Annotated in this window: 18 protein-coding genes; 12 read left to right on the forward strand and 6 right to left on the reverse strand. The window is 55.7% G+C overall.

Translation table 11 applies throughout. The features are described 5' to 3' along the window. Positions 1-53: 53 nt before the first annotated feature. The 3 genes from macB to AC007G_RS00580 all read right to left on the reverse strand — a co-directional run bounded on the left by macB (position 54) and on the right by AC007G_RS00580 (position 4872). The gene (macB, locus tag AC007G_RS00570) at positions 54-2000 is read right to left on the reverse strand and encodes a macrolide ABC transporter ATP-binding protein/permease MacB (protein WP_032700453.1); all 1947 of its coding nucleotides are present in this window, start codon (positions 1998-2000) and stop codon (positions 54-56) included. After that, positions 1997-3112 carry a macrolide transporter subunit MacA gene (gene macA / locus AC007G_RS00575; protein ID WP_032688640.1) on the reverse strand — a complete coding sequence of 372 codons (1116 nt, stop codon included), beginning with the start codon at positions 3110-3112 and terminating at the stop codon, positions 1997-1999. Before macA ends, macB begins: the two co-directional genes overlap by 4 nt. A 101-nt stretch (positions 3113-3213) precedes the next feature. After that, positions 3214-4872, reverse strand: a complete 1659-nt coding sequence (locus AC007G_RS00580; protein ID WP_032688641.1) for an ATP-dependent endonuclease — start codon at positions 4870-4872, stop codon at positions 3214-3216. A gap of 394 nt (positions 4873-5266) precedes the next feature. Between AC007G_RS00580 and aqpZ the strand changes: the two genes are divergently transcribed. The 4 genes from aqpZ to hcr all read left to right on the forward strand — a co-directional run bounded on the left by aqpZ (position 5267) and on the right by hcr (position 9844). Continuing rightward, positions 5267-5962, forward strand: coding sequence for an aquaporin Z (gene aqpZ, locus AC007G_RS00585; protein WP_047664489.1), 696 nt, complete (start codon positions 5267-5269; stop codon positions 5960-5962). Between the two features lie 127 nt (positions 5963-6089). Then, positions 6090-6989, forward strand: coding sequence for a LysO family transporter (locus AC007G_RS00590; protein ID WP_032688644.1), 900 nt, complete (start codon positions 6090-6092; stop codon positions 6987-6989). Between the two features lie 222 nt (positions 6990-7211). Then, positions 7212-8864 carry a hydroxylamine reductase gene (gene hcp, locus AC007G_RS00595; protein WP_046852925.1) on the forward strand — a complete coding sequence of 551 codons (1653 nt, stop codon included), beginning with the start codon at positions 7212-7214 and terminating at the stop codon, positions 8862-8864. Between the two features lie 11 nt (positions 8865-8875). Next, positions 8876-9844, forward strand: a complete 969-nt coding sequence (hcr, locus tag AC007G_RS00600; RefSeq protein WP_142630873.1) for an NADH oxidoreductase — start codon at positions 8876-8878, stop codon at positions 9842-9844. A gap of 152 nt (positions 9845-9996) precedes the next feature. Here the strand turns inward: hcr and AC007G_RS00605 are convergent, their stop codons facing one another. Continuing rightward, complete coding sequence (locus tag AC007G_RS00605) at positions 9997-10431, reverse strand: DoxX family protein (protein WP_032695650.1); 435 nt, start codon at positions 10429-10431, stop codon at positions 9997-9999. 152 nt (positions 10432-10583) lie between these two features. On the opposite strand from AC007G_RS00605, the gene poxB reads away from it, so the two are divergent. The 4 genes from poxB (at position 10584) to AC007G_RS00625 (ending at position 16007) form a co-directional block, all read left to right on the forward strand. Next, on the forward strand, positions 10584-12302 hold the full coding sequence (gene poxB / locus AC007G_RS00610) for a ubiquinone-dependent pyruvate dehydrogenase (RefSeq protein WP_032688647.1): 1719 nt from the start codon (positions 10584-10586) through the stop codon (positions 12300-12302). A gap of 149 nt (positions 12303-12451) precedes the next feature. After that, on the forward strand, positions 12452-13453 hold the full coding sequence (ltaE, locus tag AC007G_RS00615; protein ID WP_032700455.1) for a low-specificity L-threonine aldolase: 1002 nt from the start codon (positions 12452-12454) through the stop codon (positions 13451-13453). A 10-nt stretch (positions 13454-13463) separates the two neighbouring features. After that, positions 13464-14897, forward strand: a complete 1434-nt coding sequence (locus tag AC007G_RS00620; RefSeq protein ID WP_032688649.1) for an SDR family oxidoreductase — start codon at positions 13464-13466, stop codon at positions 14895-14897. Positions 14898-14993: 96 nt separating this feature from the next. Beyond that, positions 14994-16007, forward strand: a complete 1014-nt coding sequence (locus tag AC007G_RS00625; RefSeq protein WP_032695647.1) for an NAD-dependent epimerase/dehydratase family protein — start codon at positions 14994-14996, stop codon at positions 16005-16007. Positions 16008-16014: 7 nt separating this feature from the next. On the opposite strand, the gene AC007G_RS00630 is transcribed toward AC007G_RS00625, so the two are convergent. After that, a complete protein-coding gene (locus tag AC007G_RS00630) occupies positions 16015-16842 on the reverse strand; it encodes an N-acetylmuramoyl-L-alanine amidase (RefSeq protein ID WP_046852926.1) in 828 nt (275 codons plus the stop codon). A gap of 404 nt (positions 16843-17246) precedes the next feature. Between AC007G_RS00630 and yahO the strand changes: the two genes are divergently transcribed. Further along, positions 17247-17519 (forward strand): DUF1471 family periplasmic protein YahO, encoded by a 273-nt coding sequence (gene yahO / locus AC007G_RS00635; protein WP_032688756.1) that lies wholly within the window; start codon positions 17247-17249, stop codon positions 17517-17519. A 449-nt stretch (positions 17520-17968) separates the two neighbouring features. On the opposite strand, the gene AC007G_RS00640 is transcribed toward yahO, so the two are convergent. Beyond that, positions 17969-18421 (reverse strand): hypothetical protein, encoded by a 453-nt coding sequence (locus AC007G_RS00640; protein WP_185935641.1) that lies wholly within the window; start codon positions 18419-18421, stop codon positions 17969-17971. 513 nt (positions 18422-18934) lie between these two features. Here AC007G_RS00640 and AC007G_RS00645 point away from each other — a divergent pair. From AC007G_RS00645 to artI, 3 genes are all read left to right on the forward strand, one after another. Beyond that, positions 18935-19453, forward strand: a complete 519-nt coding sequence (locus AC007G_RS00645; protein WP_064384489.1) for a lipoprotein — start codon at positions 18935-18937, stop codon at positions 19451-19453. 223 nt (positions 19454-19676) lie between these two features. Continuing rightward, complete coding sequence (artP, locus tag AC007G_RS00650) at positions 19677-20405, forward strand: arginine ABC transporter ATP-binding protein ArtP (protein ID WP_004859977.1); 729 nt, start codon at positions 19677-19679, stop codon at positions 20403-20405. A gap of 19 nt (positions 20406-20424) precedes the next feature. Continuing rightward, a complete protein-coding gene (artI, locus tag AC007G_RS00655) occupies positions 20425-21156 on the forward strand; it encodes an arginine ABC transporter substrate-binding protein ArtI (RefSeq protein WP_032688653.1) in 732 nt (243 codons plus the stop codon). The last annotated feature ends 6 nt before the right edge of the window (positions 21157-21162 follow it).

A 21162-nucleotide genomic window follows, 5' to 3' on the forward strand; every position in this document is an offset into this window, starting at 1 on the left:
GTGTACATCCTGCCAGTAAAATGCCAGTCCTTCTGACTGGCATTTTTTTGTTTCTACTCGCGGGCCAGCGCATCTACCGGATCGAGGCGCGCGGCATTTCGCGCCGGCAGCCAACCAAACAGCACGCCGGTTAGCGTCGAGCACAAAAACGCCGTCAGCAGCGCCAGCGGAGAAAAACCGATCTCCCAGCCGGGTAAAAACAGCTGCAGAACCACCGCGATCATCAGCGATAAAGTCACGCCGAGCGCGCCGCCGACCAGACAGACTAAAACAGCCTCAATCAGAAACTGCTGCAGTACGTCGCTGGCCCGCGCCCCGACCGCCATCCGAATCCCAATTTCACGCGTTCGTTCGGTCACCGACACCAGCATGATATTCATAACGCCGATACCGCCCACCACCAGCGCAATCACCGCAACCAGCGTCAGAAACAGCTGTAATGTATGTGTGGTCCGTTCCGCCGTTTTCAAGATGCTGTCCATATTCCAGGTAAAAACATCTTTTTTGCCATGGCGCAACTCAAGCAAACGCAGCAGCTGCTGTTCGGCGGCGGCGCTGTCATACCCTTCCCTCACGCGAACGGTAATCGAATTGAGCCACGATTGCCCCATCACTCTCCCGGCCATGGTGGTGTACGGCAGCCAGACGCGGAGGATTTTACTGCTGCCGAACATCGACTGCTTCTCATCCGCTACCCCGACGATGGTCGCCGGCATATTGCCGACGAGGATTATCTCCCCGACAACTCGCGTTTTGTGCGGAAACAGCTGGCGACGCGTATTGCTATCCAACACCACCACCTGCGCCCGACTGTTGAGCTGCAGCTCGTTAAACGTATTGCCTTCGCTAAAGGTCATGCCGTAGACATTAAAATACTGTGGCCCGACCCCTTCCGCGCTGGCGGCAACATCGATGTTGTCGGCACGCAGACGCAGGCTTTTCGACACCGCGGGCGTCGCCGAACTCACCCACGGCTGCTTCTGAATGGCCAGCAGATCGTCATATTTCAGCGCCTGCTGATAGCGGGGGTCGTCATCGCCAAAATCTTTACCGGGATAAACATCGATCGTGTTGGTGCCAATCGCGCGAATATCCGCCAGCACCATCTGCTTCGCCGCATCGCCGACCACCACGATCGACACCACCGACGCGATGCCAATAATGATGCCGAGCATGGTCAACAGCGTGCGCATTTTATTCGCCGCCATCGCCCGCCAGGCCATCACCAGCGCTTCACGAAAACCGCTGGTAAACTGGCGCCATGCGGAAGGCTCTTCACCGCCCAACGGCCGGGCTACCCCGCCGCTGACCGGACCTTTCGCCGGCGGGTTACGCACAATTTCCCCATCGTGGATCTCAATGATCCGTTCGGCCTGCGCCGCCACCTGCGGATCATGGGTGACGATAATCACCGTATGCCCCTGCGATTTCAGCTGGTGCAGAATCGCCATGACCTCTTCACCCGAGCGGCTGTCCAATGCGCCGGTCGGCTCATCGGCCAGAATCACCTCCCCGCCATTCATCAGCGCGCGGGCGATACTGACCCGCTGCTGCTGGCCGCCGGAGAGCTGCGAAGGCTGATATTCCGCTCTCTCTCCCAGACCAAGCCGCACCAGCAAATCATGCGCCCGGGCCAGACGTTCTCGTCGCTCGGCCCCGGCATACACCGCCGGGACTTCAACATTCTGCGCTGCCGTCAGGTGCGAGAGCAGATGGTAACGCTGGAAAATAAAACCAAAATGTTCCCGTCGCAGGCGGGCCAGCGCATCACCGCTGAGCGAGGAGACATCGGTTCCGGCAACGCGGTAGCTGCCGCTGGTCGGCTTATCGAGACAGCCGAGAATATTCATCAGCGTCGATTTTCCTGAACCCGATGCCCCGACAATCGCCACCATTTCACCAGCGGCAATGCTCAGCGTCACGCCCTTGAGCACGTCAACACTGCCGTCGCCGGAGAGGTAGCTGCGGCGGATATCACGCAGTTCCAGCAACGCCGTCATTTTGCCGTCCCGCTACGACTTTCGCCGACGATCACCTCATCGCCTTCTTCCAGCCCTTTCACCACCGCCACATCGGTATCGTTGCGCGCGCCGATAGTCACTTCGCGCTCTTTCACCTCGCCGGTGCGCAGCAGCCGCACGTGGTAACGGTTATCGCCGATGGCATCGCCCAGCGCGCTGAGCGGGATGGTGATGACATTTTTGACTTCCGCCATCTGGATATGTACCTGGGCCGTCATCTCCAGGCGCAGGATCCCCTGCGGGTTCGGCACTTCAAAGCGAGCGTAATAGAAAATGGCGTCGTTGACTTTTTCCGGGGTAGGTAAAATATCCTTCAGGCTCCCCTCGTAGCGGGTCAGCGGGTCGCCGAGCACGGTAAACCAGGCTTTTTGCCCCGGGCGAAGGTGAATCACGTCCGCCTCAGATACCTGAGCTTTGACCAGCATCGTACTGAGATCGGCCAGGGTCAGAATATTGGGCGCCTGCTGGGCGGCAATCACCGTTTGCCCCTGCAGGGTGGTAATTTGCGTCACTTCACCGGACATCGGCGCCAGAATCCGCGTGTAGTCGAGGTTGGTTTTGGCGGTATCCAACGTCGCCTGATTACGCTTTATCTGCGCTTCAATGGTACCAATCTGCGCCTCTTTCACCGCCAAATCCGTCGCCGCCGTATCCAGCTCCTGGCGGGAAACCAGCTGGCGTTGGGCCAGCTGCTGCTGGCGAGCCAGGGTGACCGCGGCAAGCTTACGTTCGGCGCGCGCCTGATTCAGCTGGGCGCGCAGTTCCATCAACGTCGCGTCGACTTCTTTGATCTGGTTTTGCGCCTGCTCAGGGTCAATCACCCCCAGCAGCTGATCCTTCTGAACCTTGTCGCCGATATTCACGCGCAGCGTTTTTAACTGTCCGCTCACCTGCGCCCCGACATCGACTTTGCGCAGGGCGTCCAGTTTGCCGGTGGCCAGCACGCTCTGCTGTAAATCGCCTTTACGCACCACTAATGTCTGATACTGCGGCAGCGGCGCATTGAGTATCCGCCATCCCCAGAAGGCCAGCGCCAGCACGATAACGACCAGCAGCCACCAGACTTTCCTGCGTTTTCCATTGAGCTTCATAAAAATTCCTGATGTTTTCACTCGCAGAGCCAGGTGGTGATTCTATCCGCAGAGGGTAAAAACATAACGCTAAATTTGAATCATTCTTATTGTCACCACGCTTAGTCTGCCCGACCGCGCGCCAGCCACAGCACGCGGGAGAACATTTTTTTCAGCAGCGTCGGCACCGACTCCACGCCGCGGCGACCGGCCTCCATCGCCACCTCAATGGCCAGATCCGGTTTTGACGAGCGGTGAATCGCCTTGGTAATCACCCGTCGCATATTCATCGGCACATTCGCCGGTAGCTGCGCCACCCGATGATAAACATCGTTAAAGCCCTGGCGATACATAAAGTGCTCCATGTCCAGCGCCGGAAGCGTGGTCAGGTGCTCGCGTTCAAGATCGCGATCATCGTTGAGCAGGCCACGAACCGTCGCCGCATATTTTTTCCCCGCCTCATCGCCGTCGACCAGCACGTGCCATTGAATTCCCATCCGACGGGCAAACTTGATCAGCGGCTTCAGCCCCGACTGAGCAAATTCAATGACCTTGACCCCTTCAGCATCAAAATGATGCCCGCACTGCCGGGCTAGTTCGTTGATAACCCAGGTCTCGGTCTCCCCTTCAACCAGCAGCCAGCAGCGGGCAAACAGTGAGGAGGAGCGGTTAAAGCGAATGTGAAAAGCGATGCGCCGGCTGTCTTCCGCATTCATCCCCCCAGGCCCAAGCCGCCAGGCCGATACGCGCGAGGATTCGCGCACCAGTCGGCAGACGTGTTCCACCGGCGTCAACGACAGGAGTTCGCCGGAGTTGGTGGTCGTGACGCGCTGCAGCGGCAGCAAATTCAGTAAATGCCAGGCTACCGACAGCATAATGGGATGCAGACGCGTTTCCGGATCTTCAATCAACAGCAGAGGCCGCGCGTCGCGGTCGAGCCTTACCGTCCCTTTGGCCTGTAGCAGGGTTGAAAACAGACCAAGCAGGATCACCCGATGGCTACGGCCGCCGGGCTTATCAATCATCCGGTTAATAATATCCAGGTAACGCCAGCTACGCTGTTCGTCATGCGAGTGACGACGCATCAGGCGGTGACGAGATTGCGCGCTACTCTGCTCGGCAAAATAGTGCTCCAGCAGTTGCACCATAGCCGATAGCCCCTGGCGTATCTGACTATCGGTTAAATTTTGCGGGTGATTCACCAGCTCGCGGGAGAGAAAATCCAGCTGGCGAGCGGTTATCTCAATCTGCGGCGAGTGCGGAACGGCATCATTATGAATGCGCCGCATAAAGCGCGCATCGCGCAGACGCAGAACCGGCATCAGCCGCACCAGGTGGCGCACCATTTCGTCAATATCGTCCAGCGCCAGCGCCTCGCCTCTGCTGTTGATAAAGCTGCGCAGCGTCATGACGCTGTTGTCATCGGTCAGCTCGCCTTCCAGGCGATAAAAAATGCGCTGATAGCCATCCTCGCAGGGCACCCAGCAGTCGCTCAGCGGACGAAAACGGCGCACCCGATGGTGGCCTGGCTCATTCTCGCGGAAGGTCAAAATGATATGCAGATGATGTTCACGTCCCTGAACATCGCCCGGCGGAAACCAGAAATCATCGCGGACGAAGTGATAGAGCTCAAATTCCGGCGAAAGCAGTAGCGTCAGCGCATCCAGCAGGCTGGATTTACCCCATGCATTCTCGCCGATCAGAACGTTATTTTGCTCCAGCATCAGCGATAAACGATTGATGCCGCGAAAACCGACGATTTCTACCCGCTCAAGATGCATATCTCCTCCGCTCAGTCACCACTTTCTCCTTCAATAATCAGCAGTATAGCGAGACATGCGTAAACATGACACTACCGGCCCAAACGCGGCCCCGAGCCGACGAGTGACATTGCCCGGGTTATGATTATTAACCGTGCTATTTATTCTGAAAATAATTCATTCACCAAAGTGGTTATCTTTATTATTTTTGTTCTACACTTTTGTGCAATCACCAATGGTGCAAGGATTAAGATCACATTGCCCTAAATCAAATTAAATCTAGTTATTTAGCTAGCCGCAGGATGACGATCGTCCATAAAATAGCGTCGCTTTATTTTTATCGTTATCCTTTATGTCGTTAAATAAAGATCGGCACACAATCCGTGCCCGTTTACATTATTCTTTTGAGGTGGTTATGTTCAGAAAATTAGCAGCGGAATGCTTTGGTACATTCTGGCTTGTGTTTGGTGGGTGCGGTAGCGCCGTGCTCGCCGCAGCCTTCCCGGAGCTGGGAATTGGGTTTGCCGGGGTGGCTTTAGCCTTCGGTTTAACTGTATTAACCATGGCATTTGCCGTCGGTCATATTTCCGGTGGGCACTTCAACCCGGCGGTCACTTTAGGTCTGTGGGCCGGCGGTCGTTTCCCGGCGAAGGACGTGATTGGCTATATTATTGCCCAGGTGGTTGGCGGTATTATTGCCGCTGCCGTTCTGTATGTGGTGGCCAGCGGTAAAGCCGGTTTTGATGCCGCAGCCAGCGGCTTTGCTTCCAACGGCTTCGGAGAACATTCGCCTGGCGGCTACTCCATGCTGTCCGCCATTGTGATTGAAATTGTCCTGACCTGCGGCTTCCTGCTGGTCATTCATGGCGCAACGGATAAAAACGCACCGGCCGGCTTCGCGCCCATCGCGATTGGCCTGGCGCTAACCTTAATCCACCTGATCAGCATCCCGGTCACCAATACCTCGGTTAACCCGGCGCGCAGCACCGCCGTGGCGATTTTCCAGGGGGGTTGGGCGCTGCAGCAGCTGTGGTTATTCTGGGTGATGCCTGTTATCGGCGGTATCCTCGGCGGCGTGTTGTACCGTACTCTGCTGGAAAAACGCAATTAACCCTTTATCTGGTTTCACGCAAGGCCCGGCAATGCCGGGCCTTTCTTTTCAGGCACAGCTTTACTCGGTTCTCTGATTTGGGTAGTGTCAGTGGCGCTCACCTCATTCTGCAAGGACCAGATCGTTCATGTTTTCGGGATTATTAATCATTCTGCTGCCATTGGTTGCCGGCTACCTTATTCCTCTGCGTCACCCTTCAGTACTAAAACTTATTACGCGACTGTTGAGCTGGATTGTCTACGTGATCCTCTTTTTCATGGGGATTAGTCTCGCCTTCCTCGACAATCTCTCCAGCAACCTGCTGTCCATTCTTCATTATGCGGTGGTCAGCGTGGTGGTTATTCTGCTGTGTAATATTGCCGCATTAATGTGGCTCGAGCAGAAAATGCCGTGGCGTCACCAGCACCGGCAGGAGAAATTACCTTCGCGCGTCGCAATGGCCATGGAATCTCTGCAGCTGTGCGGCGTGGTGCTTATTGGTTTCCTGATTGGTCTGAGCGGTTTGTCATTTTTACAGCATGCCACCGAGGCGAGCGAATATACGCTGATCTTCCTGCTGTTCCTGATTGGTATTCAGCTGCGAAATAATGGAATGACTTTACGGCAAATAGTACTTAATCGTCGCGGCATGATTGTGGCGGTGGTCGTCACGGCGAGTTCATTAGCCGGCGGGGTGATTAACGCCTTTATTCTCGACCTGCCGCTGAAGACCGGTCTGGCCATGGCCTCCGGGTTCGGCTGGTATTCGCTCTCCGGGATCCTGATGACTGAATCCTTTGGACCGGTCATCGGCAGCGCCGCATTCTTCAACGACCTTTCCCGCGAGCTGCTGGCCATCATGCTGATCCCGGGCCTGGTTCGCCGCAGTCGCTCCACGGCATTAGGGCTATGCGGCGCCACCTCAATGGACTTTACCCTGCCGGTTTTACAGCGTTCCGGCGGCGTCGAGATTGTCCCTGCCGCCATCGTCCACGGTTTTGTTCTGAGCCTGCTGGTGCCGGTGCTGATCGCCCTCTTCTCGGCCTGAAGCATTCAGCGCCCTCACTCTGCCCCCGGCGATGGTATTCGCCGCGCCCGGGGGCACATCGCCCTGGTCTTGATCTGTACCTCCGTGGCGGTAGCCCACCGCGGCCAAATTTGCGCTAAATCAATCTCCCTTTAAATTGTATCAGAAATACCTTTTCTCCCTTCTTTTACCGGCATAACCTTAAACATGTATCTCAAATATAACTTTAAAAAAGGTGTGACCATGTTTTGTGTGCAATGTGAACAAACCATCCGTACCCCGGCAGGGAACGGCTGCTCTTACGCGCAGGGTATGTGCGGTAAAACGGCAGAAACGTCCGATCTCCAGGATCTGCTGATTGCTTCCCTACAAGGTCTGTCCGCATGGGCGGTAAAGGCCCGTGAATATGGCATCATCAATCATGATGTTGATAATTTTGCCCCGCGCGCATTTTTCTCCACGCTGACCAACGTTAACTTCGATTCCCCGCGTATTGTTGGCTACGCGCGTGAGGCGATTGCCATGCGCGACGCGCTGAAAGCACAATGCCTGAGCGTTGATGCGACCGCCAGCGTCGATAACCCGATGGCCGATCTGCAGCTGGCGAGCGACGATCTCGGCGACCTGCAGCGCCAGGCGGCGGAATTTACCCCCAACAAAGACAAAGCGGCTATTGGCGAGAACATTCTCGGCCTGCGTCTGCTGTGCCTGTACGGCCTGAAAGGCGCAGCGGCCTATATGGAGCACGCGCACGTTCTCGGTCAGTACGACAATGACATTTATGCGCAGTACCACAAAATCATGGCCTGGTTAGGCACCTGGCCCGCCGATCTGAACGCTCTGCTGGAGTGCTCAATGGAAATCGGCCAGATGAACTTCAAAGTAATGAGCATTCTGGATGCCGGTGAAACCACTCAATATGGCCATCCGACCCCGACTCAGGTCAACGTCAAAGCGACCGAAGGCAAGTGCATCCTGATCTCTGGCCACGACCTGAAAGATCTCTACAATCTGCTGCAACAAACCGAAGGCACCGGCGTCAATGTCTATACCCACGGTGAAATGCTGCCGGCGCACGGCTATCCGGAGCTGCGTAAATTCAAACATCTGATCGGTAACTACGGTAGCGGCTGGCAAAATCAGCAGGTAGAATTTGCCCGCTTCCCTGGCCCTATCGTGATGACCTCGAACTGCATTATCGACCCGACCGTTGGCGCCTATGATGACCGTATCTGGACCCGCAGCATTGTCGGCTGGCCGGGCGTCAATCACCTGGAGGGGGATGATTTTGCTCCGGTTATCGCTCAGGCACAGCAGATGGCGGGCTTCCCGTACAGCGAAATTCCACACCTGATCACCGTCGGCTTCGGTCGCCAGACGCTGCTCGGCGCCGCGGATACCCTTATCGACCTGGTGAGCCGTGAAAAACTGCGCCATATCTTCCTGGTCGGCGGCTGCGACGGCGCGCGCGGTGAACGTAACTACTTCACCGATTTCGCCACCAGCGTCCCGGATGACTGCCTGATCCTGACCCTGGCCTGCGGTAAATACCGCTTTAACAAACTGGACTTCGGCGATATCGAAGGTCTGCCGCGTCTGGTCGATGCCGGTCAGTGCAACGACGCCTACTCGGCGATTATTCTGGCGGTCACCCTCGCGGAGAAACTGGGCTGCGGCGTCAACGATCTCCCGCTCTCGCTGGTGCTCTCCTGGTTTGAGCAAAAAGCGATTGTTATTCTGCTGACCCTGCTTTCGCTGGGGGTGAAGAACATCGTGACCGGTCCAACCGCGCCGGGCTTCTTCACGCCGGACCTGCTGGCGATTCTCAATGAGAAGTTTGGCCTGCGTTCAGTGACCACCGTAGAAGAAGACATGCAGCAGCTGCTAAGCGCGTAAGGAGCGAGAGAATGACCATGCCAACCCATCAGTGCCCGTGGCGGATGCAGGTTCATCACATCCATCAGGAGACGCCGGATGTCTGGACGATTTCGTTGCTCTGCCACGACTATTATCCGTACCGTGCCGGGCAGTACGCGCTGGTGAGCGTGCGCAATTCGGCAGAGACGCTGCGCGCTTATACCCTTTCGTCGACGCCGGGGGTCAGCGAATACATTACGCTGACCGTTCGCTGGATTGACGAGGGAGCCGGCTCACAGTGGCTGACCCGTCAGCTCAAACGCGGTGATTATCTCTGGCTGTCCGACGCGATGGGTGAGTTCACCTGTGAAGATAAAGCGGAAGACAAGTTCCTGATGCTGGCCGCCGGCTGCGGCGTGACCCCGATTATGTCGATGCGCCGCTGGTTGGCAAAATATCGTCCACAGGCCGATGTGCAGGTGATTTACAATGTTCGCTCGCCTCAGGATGTGATTTTCGCCGATGAGTGGCGACAGTACCCGGTGACGCTGGTGGCGGAAAATAACGCTACCCACGGTTTTGTCGCCGGGCGTCTGACCACGGAGTTACTGAAAAGCGTGCCGGACCTCGCAACCCGTACGGTAATGACCTGCGGACCTGCGCCCTATATGGATTGGGTCGAGCAGGAAGTGACCGCCCTTGGCGTAACGCGCTTCTTTAAAGAGAAGTTCTTTACGCCGGTTGCACAAGCGGCCACCGCCGGACTGAAGTTCACCAAACTGCAGCCAGCGAAGGCGTTTTATGCACCGGTCGGCACCACGCTGCTGGAGGCGCTGGAAAGCAACCAGGTGCCGGTGACCGTCGCCTGCCGCGCGGGGGTGTGCGGCTGCTGCAAAACCAAAGTGGTTTCTGGTGAATATACCGTCAGCAGTACCATGACGTTAACCGATGCGGAAATCGCTGAGGGTTACGTGCTGGCCTGCTCCTGCCATCCGCAGGGGGATTTGGTTCTCGCCTGATCGTAGAGTTGTCCGACCTACGAGAGCCGTTGTCGTTTTGTCGGTCGGGTCAACACCGCGCCACCCGACACAAATGCCCGGTGGCGCTAACGCTTACCGGGCCTACGAGAGTCGCTGTAGGCCGGATAAGCGCAGCGCCATCCGGCAATTCCTCATCGCCAGACCGAATTTCCCACCACCGAGAAACGCCCCGCCCCAAGACAGGCAATCGCCAGCGCGCCAATAAAGAAATAGACCAGACTCTCAATTGCCCAGGCCCCGGTTTTATCCAGCGATCCGGTTTCGCCCATTCCCACCATCAGCCACGCCACGATCATCGTAAACGCCAGTACCAGCGCCGCCGGACGAGTAAGGATCCCCAGAATCAGCAGACAAGGCGCAACCACCTCCCCCACCAGTACGCCATAGGCGATAAAACCGGGCAATCCTTTGGCCACCAGCATACCGCTAATGCCGTCCACGCCAGCAACAAGCTTATGCAATCCGTGAAACAGCATCAGCCCACCCACTGCAAGTCGTAACAAGAGTTTGCCGACATCATCATGCGAAAACATTTTATTAACAGCATTTAACAGCGATTTAACCATTTGAAATGATTCCTGTTTACCGTCTGGTGTGTCGACACAATATGCGGGATTTGCGAACAATAAAACCAGCGGAAAATGAGGGGGACTGGCGGGCGGAACGGTCAGTTTCATCTAAGCTTGTAAGCGTTATCACAAAAAGGAGATGGAGAACCATGAAGCAAACTGTGGCGGCATACATAGCAAAAACACTTGAACAGGCCGGCGTAAAACGCATATGGGGCGTCACCGGCGACTCCCTCAATGGACTGAGCGATAGCCTGAACCGGATGGGCACCATTGCCTGGATGCCCACCCGACATGAAGAGGTCGCCGCCTTTGCGGCAGGCGCCGAAGCGCAGTTAACCGGTGAGCTGGCGGTTTGCGCAGGTTCGTGCGGCCCGGGTAACCTCCATCTGATTAACGGCCTTTTTGACTGCCATCGCAACCACGTTCCCGTGGTGGCCATCGCCGCCCATATTCCCTCCAGTGAAATCGGCAGCGGCTATTTTCAGGAAACCCATCCGCAGGAGCTGTTCCGCGAATGCAGCCACTATTGCGAGCTGGTCTCCACGCCAGAGCAAATCCCGCAGGTGCTGGCAATAGCGATGCGCAAAGCGGTGATTAACCGTGGCGTATCGGTGGTCGTGCTGCCCGGCGACGTGGCGCTGAAAGCCGCGCCGGAGAACGCCAGCACTCACTGGTACGCTGCGCCGCTGCCGACGGTCACGCCGCCGGAAGAGGAGATCAAAAAGCTGGCGCAGGTACTGCGCTATTCCAGCAATATCGCCCTGCTGTGCGGCAGCGGCTGCGCTGGCGCGCACGCCGAGCTGGTCCAATTTGCCGCGAAATTAAAAGCCCCTGTCGTTCATGCCCTGCGTGGCAAAGAGCACGTTGAGTATGACAACCCCTATGATGTCGGGATGACCGGACTGATTGGCTTCTCCTCAGGTTTCCATACCATGATGAATGCCGATACCCTGGTGCTGCTTGGAACCCAGTTCCCCTACCGGGCCTTCTACCCCACCGACGCCAAAATCATCCAGATTGATATCAACCCCGGCAGCATCGGCGCCCACAGCAAAGTCGATATGGCGCTGGTCGGCGATATTAAATCCACGCTCGGCGCGCTGCTGCCGCATCTGGAAGAGAAAACCGACCGCGCGTTTCTGGATAAAGCCCTTGAGCACTACCGCGAAGCGCGTAAAGGACTCGATGACCTGGCGAAACCAAGCGACAAAGCGATTCACCCGCAGTATCTGGCGCAGCAGATCGGCCATTTTGCCGCCGACGACGCAATTTTCACCTGCGACGTCGGGACGCCAACCGTCTGGGCCGCCCGCTATCTGAAAATGAACGGCAGACGCCGCCTGATCGGGTCGTTTAACCACGGTTCGATGGCTAACGCCATGCCGCAGGCGATTGGCGCCAAGGCGACAGCGCCGGATCGCCAGGTGGTGGCGATGTGCGGCGATGGCGGTTTCAGCATGTTAATGGGCGACTTCCTCTCGCTGGCGCAAATGAAGCTGCCGGTAAAAATTATCATTTTTAACAATAGCGTCCTCGGCTTCGTGGCAATGGAAATGAAAGCCGGAGGCTATCTGACCGACGGCACCGAATTGCACGACACGAATTTCGCCCGCATTGCTGAAGCCTGCGGGATCACAGGGATCCGCGTCGAAAAAGCCAGCGAGGTCGATAGCGCGTTACAGACCGCGTTTAGTACCGATGGTCCGGTACTGGTGGATGTTGTCGTCGCCAAAGAGGAGCTGGCCATTCCGCCACAGATCAAACTGGAGCAGGCCAAAGGGTTTAGTCTGTACATGCTGCGCGCCATTATCAGCGGACGCGGCGATGAGGTAATCGAACTGGCGAAAACCAACTGGCTCAGGTAAAACATTCTTTTAGTTAATACCTGAAATCATGCCCGATGCCGTGATGCGGCGCGCCCGAGAATCCCCGACGACAGCACCACGCCTGTCGCCGGGGTCAGAAAAGGCGCGCCACAGCCGCCTGCGGGATGAGCCACCCAGAAGGAAATGCCGTGATAGATTTACGCAGTGATACCGTAACCCGCCCATCACCCGCCATGCTGGAGGCGATGATGGCCGCCCCGGTCGGAGACGACGTGTATGGTGACGATCCAACGGTAAATGAACTTCAGCGCTACGCCGCCCAGCTGGCCGGTAAAGAAGCCGCGCTGTTCCTGCCCACCGGTACCCAGGCTAATCTGGTCGGCCTGCTGAGCCACTGCCAGCGCGGCGAAGAGTATATCGTCGGCCAGGGCGCACATAACTATCTGTATGAAGCGGGCGGTGCGGCGGTACTGGGTAGCATTCAGCCGCAGCCGATAGACGCCGCCGCAGACGGCACTCTGCCGCTGGATAAAGTCGCCGCGAAGATTAAACCTGACGATATCCACTTTGCCCCAACTCGCCTGCTGAGCCTCGAAAATACCCATAACGGTAAGGTTCTGCCGCGTGACTATCTCAAAGAAGCCTGGCAATTTACCCGCGAGCGCAATCTGGCGCTGCACGTTGACGGCGCGCGTATCTTCAATGCGGTCGTGGAATACGATTGTGAGCTGCGGGATATCGCCCAATATTGCGACTCTTTTACTATCTGTCTTTCTAAAGGATTGGGCACGCCGGTCGGCTCGCTGCTGATCGGTAGCCACGAGTACATTCGCCGCGCCACCCGCTGGCGGAAAATGGTCGGCGGCGGCATGCGCCAGGCCGGTATTCTGGCGGCGGCAGGCCTCTATGCCCTGCAAAACAACGTCCAACGGTTAAAAGAGGACCACGACAATGCGGCGTGGATGGCCGGGCAGCTCAGCGCAATGGGCGCCGACGTGACCCGGCATGATACCAACATGGTGTTTGTCCGCGTAGGAGAGGAACACGCCGAAGCGCTGGGCGCATTTATGCAGCAGCGCGGCGTGCTGATCAATGCCTCGCCGATCGTGCGCCTGGTCACCCATCTGGATGTCAGCCGCCAGCAGCTTGCGGACGTCGTCGGCCACTGGCAGGCATTTTTGCAGCGCTAAGGAGCCCGGCGTGTCGCAACGAATTCTGGTGCTCGGTGCCAGCGGCTATATCGGCCAGCATCTGGTGCAGGCATTAAGCGAGCAGGGTTACCCGGTGCTGGCGGCGGCACGCCATGTCGACAGGCTGCAGAAACTCAATCTTCCGGGCGTAAGCTGCCATCCGCTCGATCTTAACCAGCCGCAGGGGCTTTCCGCCCTGCTGGCGCAGGTGGATACCGTTTATTATCTGGTGCACGGGATGGGCGAAGGCGGCGATTTTATTGCGCACGAACGTCGGGTCGCGGTCAACGTTCGCGATGCCCTGCGCGTCACGCCGGTCCGGCAGCTGATTTTTCTCAGCTCCCTGCAGGCGCCGGAAGCCGAACAATCGGATCATCTGCGCGCCAGGCAAATCACCGCCGACATTCTGCGGGAATCCGCCGTACCGGTCACCGAACTGCGGGCGGGAATTATCATCGGCGCCGGCTCCGCCGCTTTCGAAGTGATGCGCGATATGGTCTACAACCTGCCGATCCTGACGCCACCGCGCTGGGTTCGCTCGCGAACGACGCCTGTCGCTCTGGAAAACCTGCTCTATTATCTGGTGCAGCTGCTACACCATCCGGCCAGCGCTCATCGCGTACTGGAGGCCGCCGGACCAGAAATATTAAGCTACCAACAGCAGTTCACTCGCTTTATGGCAGTGAGCGGCAAACATCGCCTGTTAATCCCGATCCCCTTCCCCACCCGCTGGATTTCGGTGTGGTTTCTCAACGTGATTACGTCGGTCCCTCCGACTATCGCCCGGGCATTGATTCAGGGGTTAAAGCACGATCTGATCGCCGACGATCGCGCCCTGCGCGCGTTGATCCCCCAGACGCTGCTCTCCTTTGATGAAGCGGTGCGCCGCACGCTAAAAGAGGAAGAGCAGCTCGCCAACTCCAGCGACTGGGGCTATGACGCCCAGGCGTTTGCCCGCTGGCGGCCGGAGTATGGCTACTATCCTAAACAGGCCGGTTGTACGGTGAGCACCCACGCCAGCGCGGCGGCGCTGTGGCAGGTGGTCAATCAAATCGGCGGCAAAGAGGGTTACTTCTTTGGCAATATTCTGTGGCGGATCCGCGGGGCGATGGACCTGTTGGTCGGCCACCGGTTGGCGAAAGGTCGTCCCGATCGTGCCAACCTACGGACTGGTGATACGGTGGACAGCTGGAAGGTCATTATCGTCGAACCGCAAAAGCAGCTAACCTTATTATTCGGCATGAAAGCGCCGGGTCTTGGGCGCCTGAGTTTTACGCTGAGCGATAAAGGCGATCGCCGCGAACTGGATGTCCGCGCCTGGTGGCATCCTCACGGCATGCCCGGGCTGTTCTATTGGCTGCTGATGATCCCGGCGCATCTGTTTATCTTTCGCGGTATGGCGCGACGCATTGCCCGGCTGGCCGAACAAATCACAGGCAAATAGGCAGTATGTGTGGCATTCTTTCATCATTCTCATTGCATCATGAGGAGAATCACGGAAAAATGCGCACGAAATTCTTTTCTGGGACAGTAGGTTGATATGAAGGTACTGGTTACCGGTGCGACCAGCGGATTAGGCCGCAACGCGGTGGAATATCTGCGTCATCAAGGCATCAGCGTCAGAGCCACCGGGCGTAATGAAGCGATGGGCAAGCTTCTGAGCAAAATGGGCGCCGAGTTTGTGCCTGCTGATTTAACCGAACTGGTTTCTTCGCAGGCCAAAGTGATGCTCGCCGGTATCGATACCCTGTGGCACTGTTCAAGCTTTACCTCTCCCTGGGGTACACAGCAGGCTTTTGATCTCGCTAACGTGCGGGCTACCCGCCGTCTCGGAGAGTGGGCCGTTGCCTGGGGCGTGCGTAATTTCGTTCATATCTCCTCCCCGTCGCTCTACTTTGATTATCACCATCATCGCGATGTGCAGGAAGATTTCCGTCCGCAGCGTTTCGCCAATGAATTTGCCCGCAGCAAGGCGGCCAGCGAAGAGGTCATTCATCTGCTGGCCCAGGCGAACCCCAACACCCGCTTTACCATTCTGCGTCCGCAAAGCCTGTTCGGCCCCCATGATAAAGTGTTTATTCCTCGCCTGGCGCAAATGATGCAGCACTACGGTAGCGTCCTGCTTCCGCGCGGCGGCAGCGCGCTGGTTGATATGACCTATTATGAAAATGCGGTACATGCGATGTGGCTCGCCAGCCAGCCACAGTGCGATCATTTGCCCTCTGGCCGCGCCTGGAATATCACCAACGGCGAACCGCGCACGCTGCACAGCATCGTGCAGAAGCTGATTGATGAACTGGGCATTAAATGCCGGATCCGCTCAGTGCCCTACCCGATGCTGGATATTATCGCCCGCAGTATGGAGCATTTTGGCAACAAGTCCGCCAGGGAACCCGCCTTTACCCACTACGGCGTCTCCAAGCTGAACTTTGATTTTACCCTCGATATCTCCCGCGCTCAGCAAGAGCTGGGCTATCAACCCGTGGTCACGCTGGATGACGGCATTATTCGCACCGCCGCCTGGCTGAAGGACCACGGGAAATTACACCGCTAGCCTCAGGTTATCCCTGGCCATACTTTTCCAGCAGCGCATCGGCGATGGCCTGGGTTTCAGCATCGGCGACGCCATCCCAGCGCGCCGGGCGGAAGTGCATCTGAAAGGCCATAATGACTCGTTTCTGTTGCGCCGGGGTCATCTCTGGCGTGACCTGATAGCCATAGCGGGAGAGCGTATCCAGCAGTTCAGCGCTATCAACCGGTTGATACGATGGCCGACCGTTGAGATAAAACGCCACCCGACTGGCATCCGGCCATGCGCCAATACCTTGCCCGGCCAGCTGCCGCCATGGGAATAACGGCCCGGGGTCGTCCTTACGCTGCGGGGCAATATCGGCGTGGGCAACCACGTTTTGCGGCGCAATGTGGTAGCGGGAAATAATATCTTTTGCCAACGGAATCAGTGCGTTAATCTGTGCCGGGTTGAACGGTGTAAAGCTTTTCCCCCCCACGCTCTTCTGCCAGCCGCGGTTCTCCAGTTCAATGCCAATAGACGTATCGTTAATGCGCGTACTGCCGCGCCAGAAGCTAATCCCGGCATGCCAGGCCAAATCTTGTTCCGGCACCAGTTGCCAGATCCGCGGTTTGCCCTGATACAGCGGCGGCTGCTCGGGGATCAGATAGTGGGAACTGACCTGATTGTCCGTCAGGGTCGCCAGGGAAACGTCAAAGTCATCGGCGGTATAGTGAATGACTAAGACTTTCACTCTCGGGTAGGCTGCCTGCGCCGGATGGCGGGTATCGAGCTGGTAACCGTCGCGGTCAATAATCCCTTTTTCTGCGCTACAACCGGCCAGCAGCAGTAAGAGCGCGATAAGTCCAGAACGTTTCATCGGGAGGTCATCCCGCAACATACGGTGAGTCGGGCCATCAGTCAGATCCTTATATAAATCACCTTCCGCCAATGTCGATAGCGGCTTGACTCATGATAAACCATGAACTCAACGCTGTCTGCCGGTGCCATTTTGCAAATTTCACAGCCGTAATACATAAGGTAAATTTATACTAACCACTGTTTAAAATGAGATTAAGTAGAGTCTTAACTACTCTTTTGAAAAAAGACGCCACAAATCATAAACCCGGAGTCATCTTTTCCTTATCAGTACACGAGTTAGCGATCATAGTTTTGTAGTATTTAGCTTGAAAAAAAAATTCACTTGATTCAATCTGGAACCGCTCATTGGTTAGTTAAAACAAGGGCATGATGATAGCAAGTTAAACAATGGAGATTAAAAATATGAAATATGCAGCTTTAGTGGCAGGTGCAGCATTGTTTTTAACCGCAAACGCATTCTCAGCGGAAATTTTGTCCAAAGAAGATTTCGCCAAAGTGCAGACCCAGTATCAAAAAGTGGGTACCATTTCCTCTACAGGCCAGACCGCTCCTGGCGATGCGCGTGCAGAGTTGCTGAAAAAAGCTGAAGAAAAAGGTGCTGATGTTGTCGTTCTGTCTTCCGGCAACACCGACAAGAAACTTCATGTTTCTGCCAATATTTATAAGAAAAAATAATTAACTTTTTTTCTGAAGGGGATTATCGCCAAATGGCGATAATCCCCCTTGTGTATTCCTGACAAGGTTTATTTTTAGATAGCATTTAATATTTACAGCCCCTGCATATCATTATCAGATAGCGCCCCGCGCAAGACCAGCATACTCAAATTCAGATCGACACATTTTAAATTCCGCCGAAATGATTGTGGTACCACGCCACGAAATGATGTTTAACAACCGAAGTTCATTCTGGCGCCGGCGAGTTGGCTATACTTTGCGGAGATAAAAGCGAGACTAAAATTTACAACCCTGCAGCTGGCAGGCGGCCAAGGAAAAAAGTCATATCGAGCTTCTCTGGGTTGGTCTGTAGCAGTGGTGCGCACACGAGTGCACTCGGTTTTATGAAATCGGTACGGAAGATGTCGATCTGGCGGGAGTCTGCCAGACGGCGCGGGCGCAAGATGCCTTTACTCTCGCCCCAACGCTGCGGGAATCGCCAGCCTGGCGTAGAGAAGTGCAAGCGCTTCATCCAGCGTGATGCCTGCCACAGGATTTGACGGGCGCCGCCTTACGAACTCATACACAATTAAACGCAATAAGAATACGCGCTCCTGACTGGTGAGTTCACGCGCCTGGAATGGGGAAATATGAGCGCAATTTCCCTTTAAGGGCAAAGTATTGCCATCAATAATATGCAGCGAATCGTTAATGGCGTTAAAGAAATCGATTCTGATATGATCTTGCCATATTTTTATAGTGCACAGTTTGGCTTTCCATCCCGAGCCGGCGGGAAACGAGGAATTTTCCCGTTTGCATATTATCAGACACCGATATGGCCAGACTCTCAACATGGACGTCATGCCCCTTAAATCCGTCGAGCCAATAGCGCTGCCTGCCGGCATCGGAAAAATATACCGCATAATCATCATCCCGGATCACCGTCCGGTCGTTTTTTTCACAAAGCGAGGTAATAATTTCGCCCGCACTGGAGTTTATTATTTGCTATTAAATAATAATACCATTGCAGCGGCGGGCTGTGCTTAGAGCTTATCCCGTCAGGTGTAATTGTTGCCGCCCGTCCGGACACCGACAGGGAGTACGTGAGGAGGGTGAGCACTGCCTGGTTCTGAAATGGCAAATACCATATCCTGAGGAGACAGGAGCTCTATTTTAAATATAAATCCTATCGCGCCTGATTATTGAATATTTAAGCAGATATATAGTTTTCATTTTACGGAAAACAGATTGTATTGGCGAAAATAAATAGCGTGTGATCGCTGATAAAAATAGCGCGATCGCTGACAACGCATGGGCAAAAATACACTTTGGGGAAAAATGTATTGCCTGAGCTCTAAGAGTCAAGCACATTCCGGAGCCAGTACGCTATGCTTGAACAGAAACTAATAACGTAGTGAGCTTATAAGGAAATCATCATGCGCTACAAACTCGTTGCTTTTATTATCCCGTGCGCGCTCGCGCTGAGTGCCTGTACCACCGTCACACCCGCCTATAAAGATAATGGCACCCGCAGCGGGGCCTGCATCGAAGGTGGGCCGGATGAGGTGGCGCAGAAATTCTACGATTATCAGATCCAGCATCGGAACAACGACCTGACGGCCCTGCGTCCTTATCTCAGCGACGATCTGGCCAAACTGTTAAACGATGCCCGCCAGGATCCGTCACGCAGCTCGCTGCTGCAATCGAACCTCTTCTCCAGCTCGACAACCCCGGCCGATAGCGCCAGCGTGGCCAGCGCCTCGACCATTCCAAACCGCGATGCCCGCAATATCCCTCTGCGCGTCGATTTAAAACAGGGCAGTCAAAGCTGGCAGGATGAAGTGCTGATGATTCAGGAAGGCCAGTGCTGGGCCGTCGACGACGTGCGTTATCTTGGCATTAACTCCCATGCCCCGGCCGGTTCCCTGCAACAGAGTCTTGAAAAACGCGGATAAGGGCGTGGAACCCACGCCGCTGAAACGATAACCCCGGTAAAATGTCGGTATTTCTCCAGGTTATGCCGACATTTGTGCCTCCCCACCCCACGAACCCATATTTTGTGCTAAGTTTAGAGGTAAATGTGGTTTACATTTAACTTTTAACGCATAAATATTGCATAACTATTCTGTCAAAGGTAGTATTTGCGGCCTCAATAGCTATTCGTATCAGACAGCCCAGATGAGTATTAAACTAAACGGCATTAACTGCTTCTACGGCGCGCATCAGGCGCTGTTCGACATCACGCTGGATTGCCCGCAGGGGGAAACGCTGGTGCTGCTCGGCCCCAGTGGCGCCGGGAAAAGCTCGCTGCTTCGCGTACTCAACCTGCTGGAAATGCCGCGTTCCGGGACATTACATATCGCCGGTAACCACTTCGACTTTACCAAAGCGCCTTCTGACAAAGCCATTCGTGAGCTGCGCCAGAACGTGGGTATGGTTTTCCAACAGTATAATCTGTGGCCGCACCTGACGGTGCAGCAAAACCTGATTGAAGCCCCCTGCCGCGTGCTGGGGTTAAGTAAAGACATGGCGCTCGCTCGCGCCGAAAAACTGCTGGAACGTCTTCGTCTCAAGCCCTACAGCGATCGCTATCCGCTGCATCTTTCCGGTGGCCAGCAGCAGCGCGTCGCCATTGCGCGGGCGCTGATGATGGAACCTCAGGTTCTGCTGTTTGATGAACCTACCGCCGCACTCGACCCGGAAATCACCGCTCAGATCGTCAGCATTATCCGCGAACTGGCCGGTACCGGCATTACGCAGGTTATCGTCACCCACGAAGTGGAAGTGGCGCGTAAAACGGCAAGCCGGGTGGTGTATATGGAAAATGGTCACATCATTGAACAAGGGGATGCCAGCTGCTTTACGCATCCTCAGACCGACGCGTTTAAAAACTATCTTTCACATTGATGTTTTCGGGGAAATGACGATGAAAAAAGTACTGATTGCCGCGATCCTGGCCAGCATGAGTCTGTCAGCTACTGCCGCCCAGACCATTCGTTTCGCCACTGAGGCCTCCTACCCTCCGTTTGAATCGATTGATGCCAACAATAAAATTGTCGGTTTTGATGTCGATCTGGCCAACGCGCTGTGTAAAGAAATTGATGCCACCTGCACCTTTACCAACCAGGCCTTCGACAGCCTGATCCCCAGCCTCAAATTCCGCCGCGTCGATGCGGTGATGGCCGGGATGGATATCACGCCTGAGCGTGAAAAACAGGTGCTGTTCACGACCCCTTACTACGAAAACTCGGCGCTGTTTGTCGGCCAGCAGGGTAAATACACCAGCCTCGAACAGCTGAAAGGCAAAAAAGTCGGCGTCCAGAACGGGACCACGCACCAGAAATTTATTAACGACAAACACCCTGAAATCACCACCGTGCCATACGACAGCTACCAGAATGCGAAGCTGGATCTGCAAAATGGCCGTATTGATGCCGTGTTTGGCGATAATGCCGTCGTCACCGAGTGGCTGAAAAGCAATCCGAAGCTGGCCGCGGTGGGCGATAAAGTCACCGATAAAGACTACTTCGGTACCGGTCTGGGCATTGCGCTTCGTCAGGGCAATACCGAACTGCAGCAGAAATTTAATGCTGCGCTGGAAAAAGTGAAAAAAGATGGGACTTACCAGACCATCTATAGCAAATGGTTTCAGAAGTAACGCTAA

The sequence above is a fragment of the Klebsiella sp. CSG-1 genome (genome assembly GCF_056521145.1).

What these genes read in the sequence shown, in the direction of transcription:
- poxB (WP_032688647.1), top strand. Translation starts at nt 10,584, where the DNA reads ATGAAGCAAACTGTGGCGGCATACATAGCAAAAACACTTGAACAGGCC.
- hcr (WP_142630873.1), top strand. Translation starts at nt 8,876, where the DNA reads ATGACCATGCCAACCCATCAGTGCCCGTGGCGGATGCAGGTTCATCAC.
- AC007G_RS00645 (WP_064384489.1), top strand. Translation starts at nt 18,935, where the DNA reads ATGCGCTACAAACTCGTTGCTTTTATTATCCCGTGCGCGCTCGCGCTG.
- macA (WP_032688640.1), bottom strand. Translation starts at nt 3,112, where the DNA reads ATGAAGCTCAATGGAAAACGCAGGAAAGTCTGGTGGCTGCTGGTCGTT.
- AC007G_RS00630 (WP_046852926.1), bottom strand. Translation starts at nt 16,842, where the DNA reads ATGAAACGTTCTGGACTTATCGCGCTCTTACTGCTGCTGGCCGGTTGT.
- artP (WP_004859977.1), top strand. Translation starts at nt 19,677, where the DNA reads ATGAGTATTAAACTAAACGGCATTAACTGCTTCTACGGCGCGCATCAG.
- AC007G_RS00605 (WP_032695650.1), bottom strand. Translation starts at nt 10,431, where the DNA reads ATGGTTAAATCGCTGTTAAATGCTGTTAATAAAATGTTTTCGCATGAT.
- artI (WP_032688653.1), top strand. Translation starts at nt 20,425, where the DNA reads ATGAAAAAAGTACTGATTGCCGCGATCCTGGCCAGCATGAGTCTGTCA.
- AC007G_RS00625 (WP_032695647.1), top strand. Translation starts at nt 14,994, where the DNA reads ATGAAGGTACTGGTTACCGGTGCGACCAGCGGATTAGGCCGCAACGCG.
- AC007G_RS00590 (WP_032688644.1), top strand. Translation starts at nt 6,090, where the DNA reads ATGTTTTCGGGATTATTAATCATTCTGCTGCCATTGGTTGCCGGCTAC.
- yahO (WP_032688756.1), top strand. Translation starts at nt 17,247, where the DNA reads ATGAAATATGCAGCTTTAGTGGCAGGTGCAGCATTGTTTTTAACCGCA.
- aqpZ (WP_047664489.1), top strand. Translation starts at nt 5,267, where the DNA reads ATGTTCAGAAAATTAGCAGCGGAATGCTTTGGTACATTCTGGCTTGTG.
- hcp (WP_046852925.1), top strand. Translation starts at nt 7,212, where the DNA reads ATGTTTTGTGTGCAATGTGAACAAACCATCCGTACCCCGGCAGGGAAC.
- AC007G_RS00640 (WP_185935641.1), bottom strand. Translation starts at nt 18,421, where the DNA reads ATGCGGTATATTTTTCCGATGCCGGCAGGCAGCGCTATTGGCTCGACG.
- macB (WP_032700453.1), bottom strand. Translation starts at nt 2,000, where the DNA reads ATGACGGCGTTGCTGGAACTGCGTGATATCCGCCGCAGCTACCTCTCC.
- AC007G_RS00580 (WP_032688641.1), bottom strand. Translation starts at nt 4,872, where the DNA reads ATGCATCTTGAGCGGGTAGAAATCGTCGGTTTTCGCGGCATCAATCGT.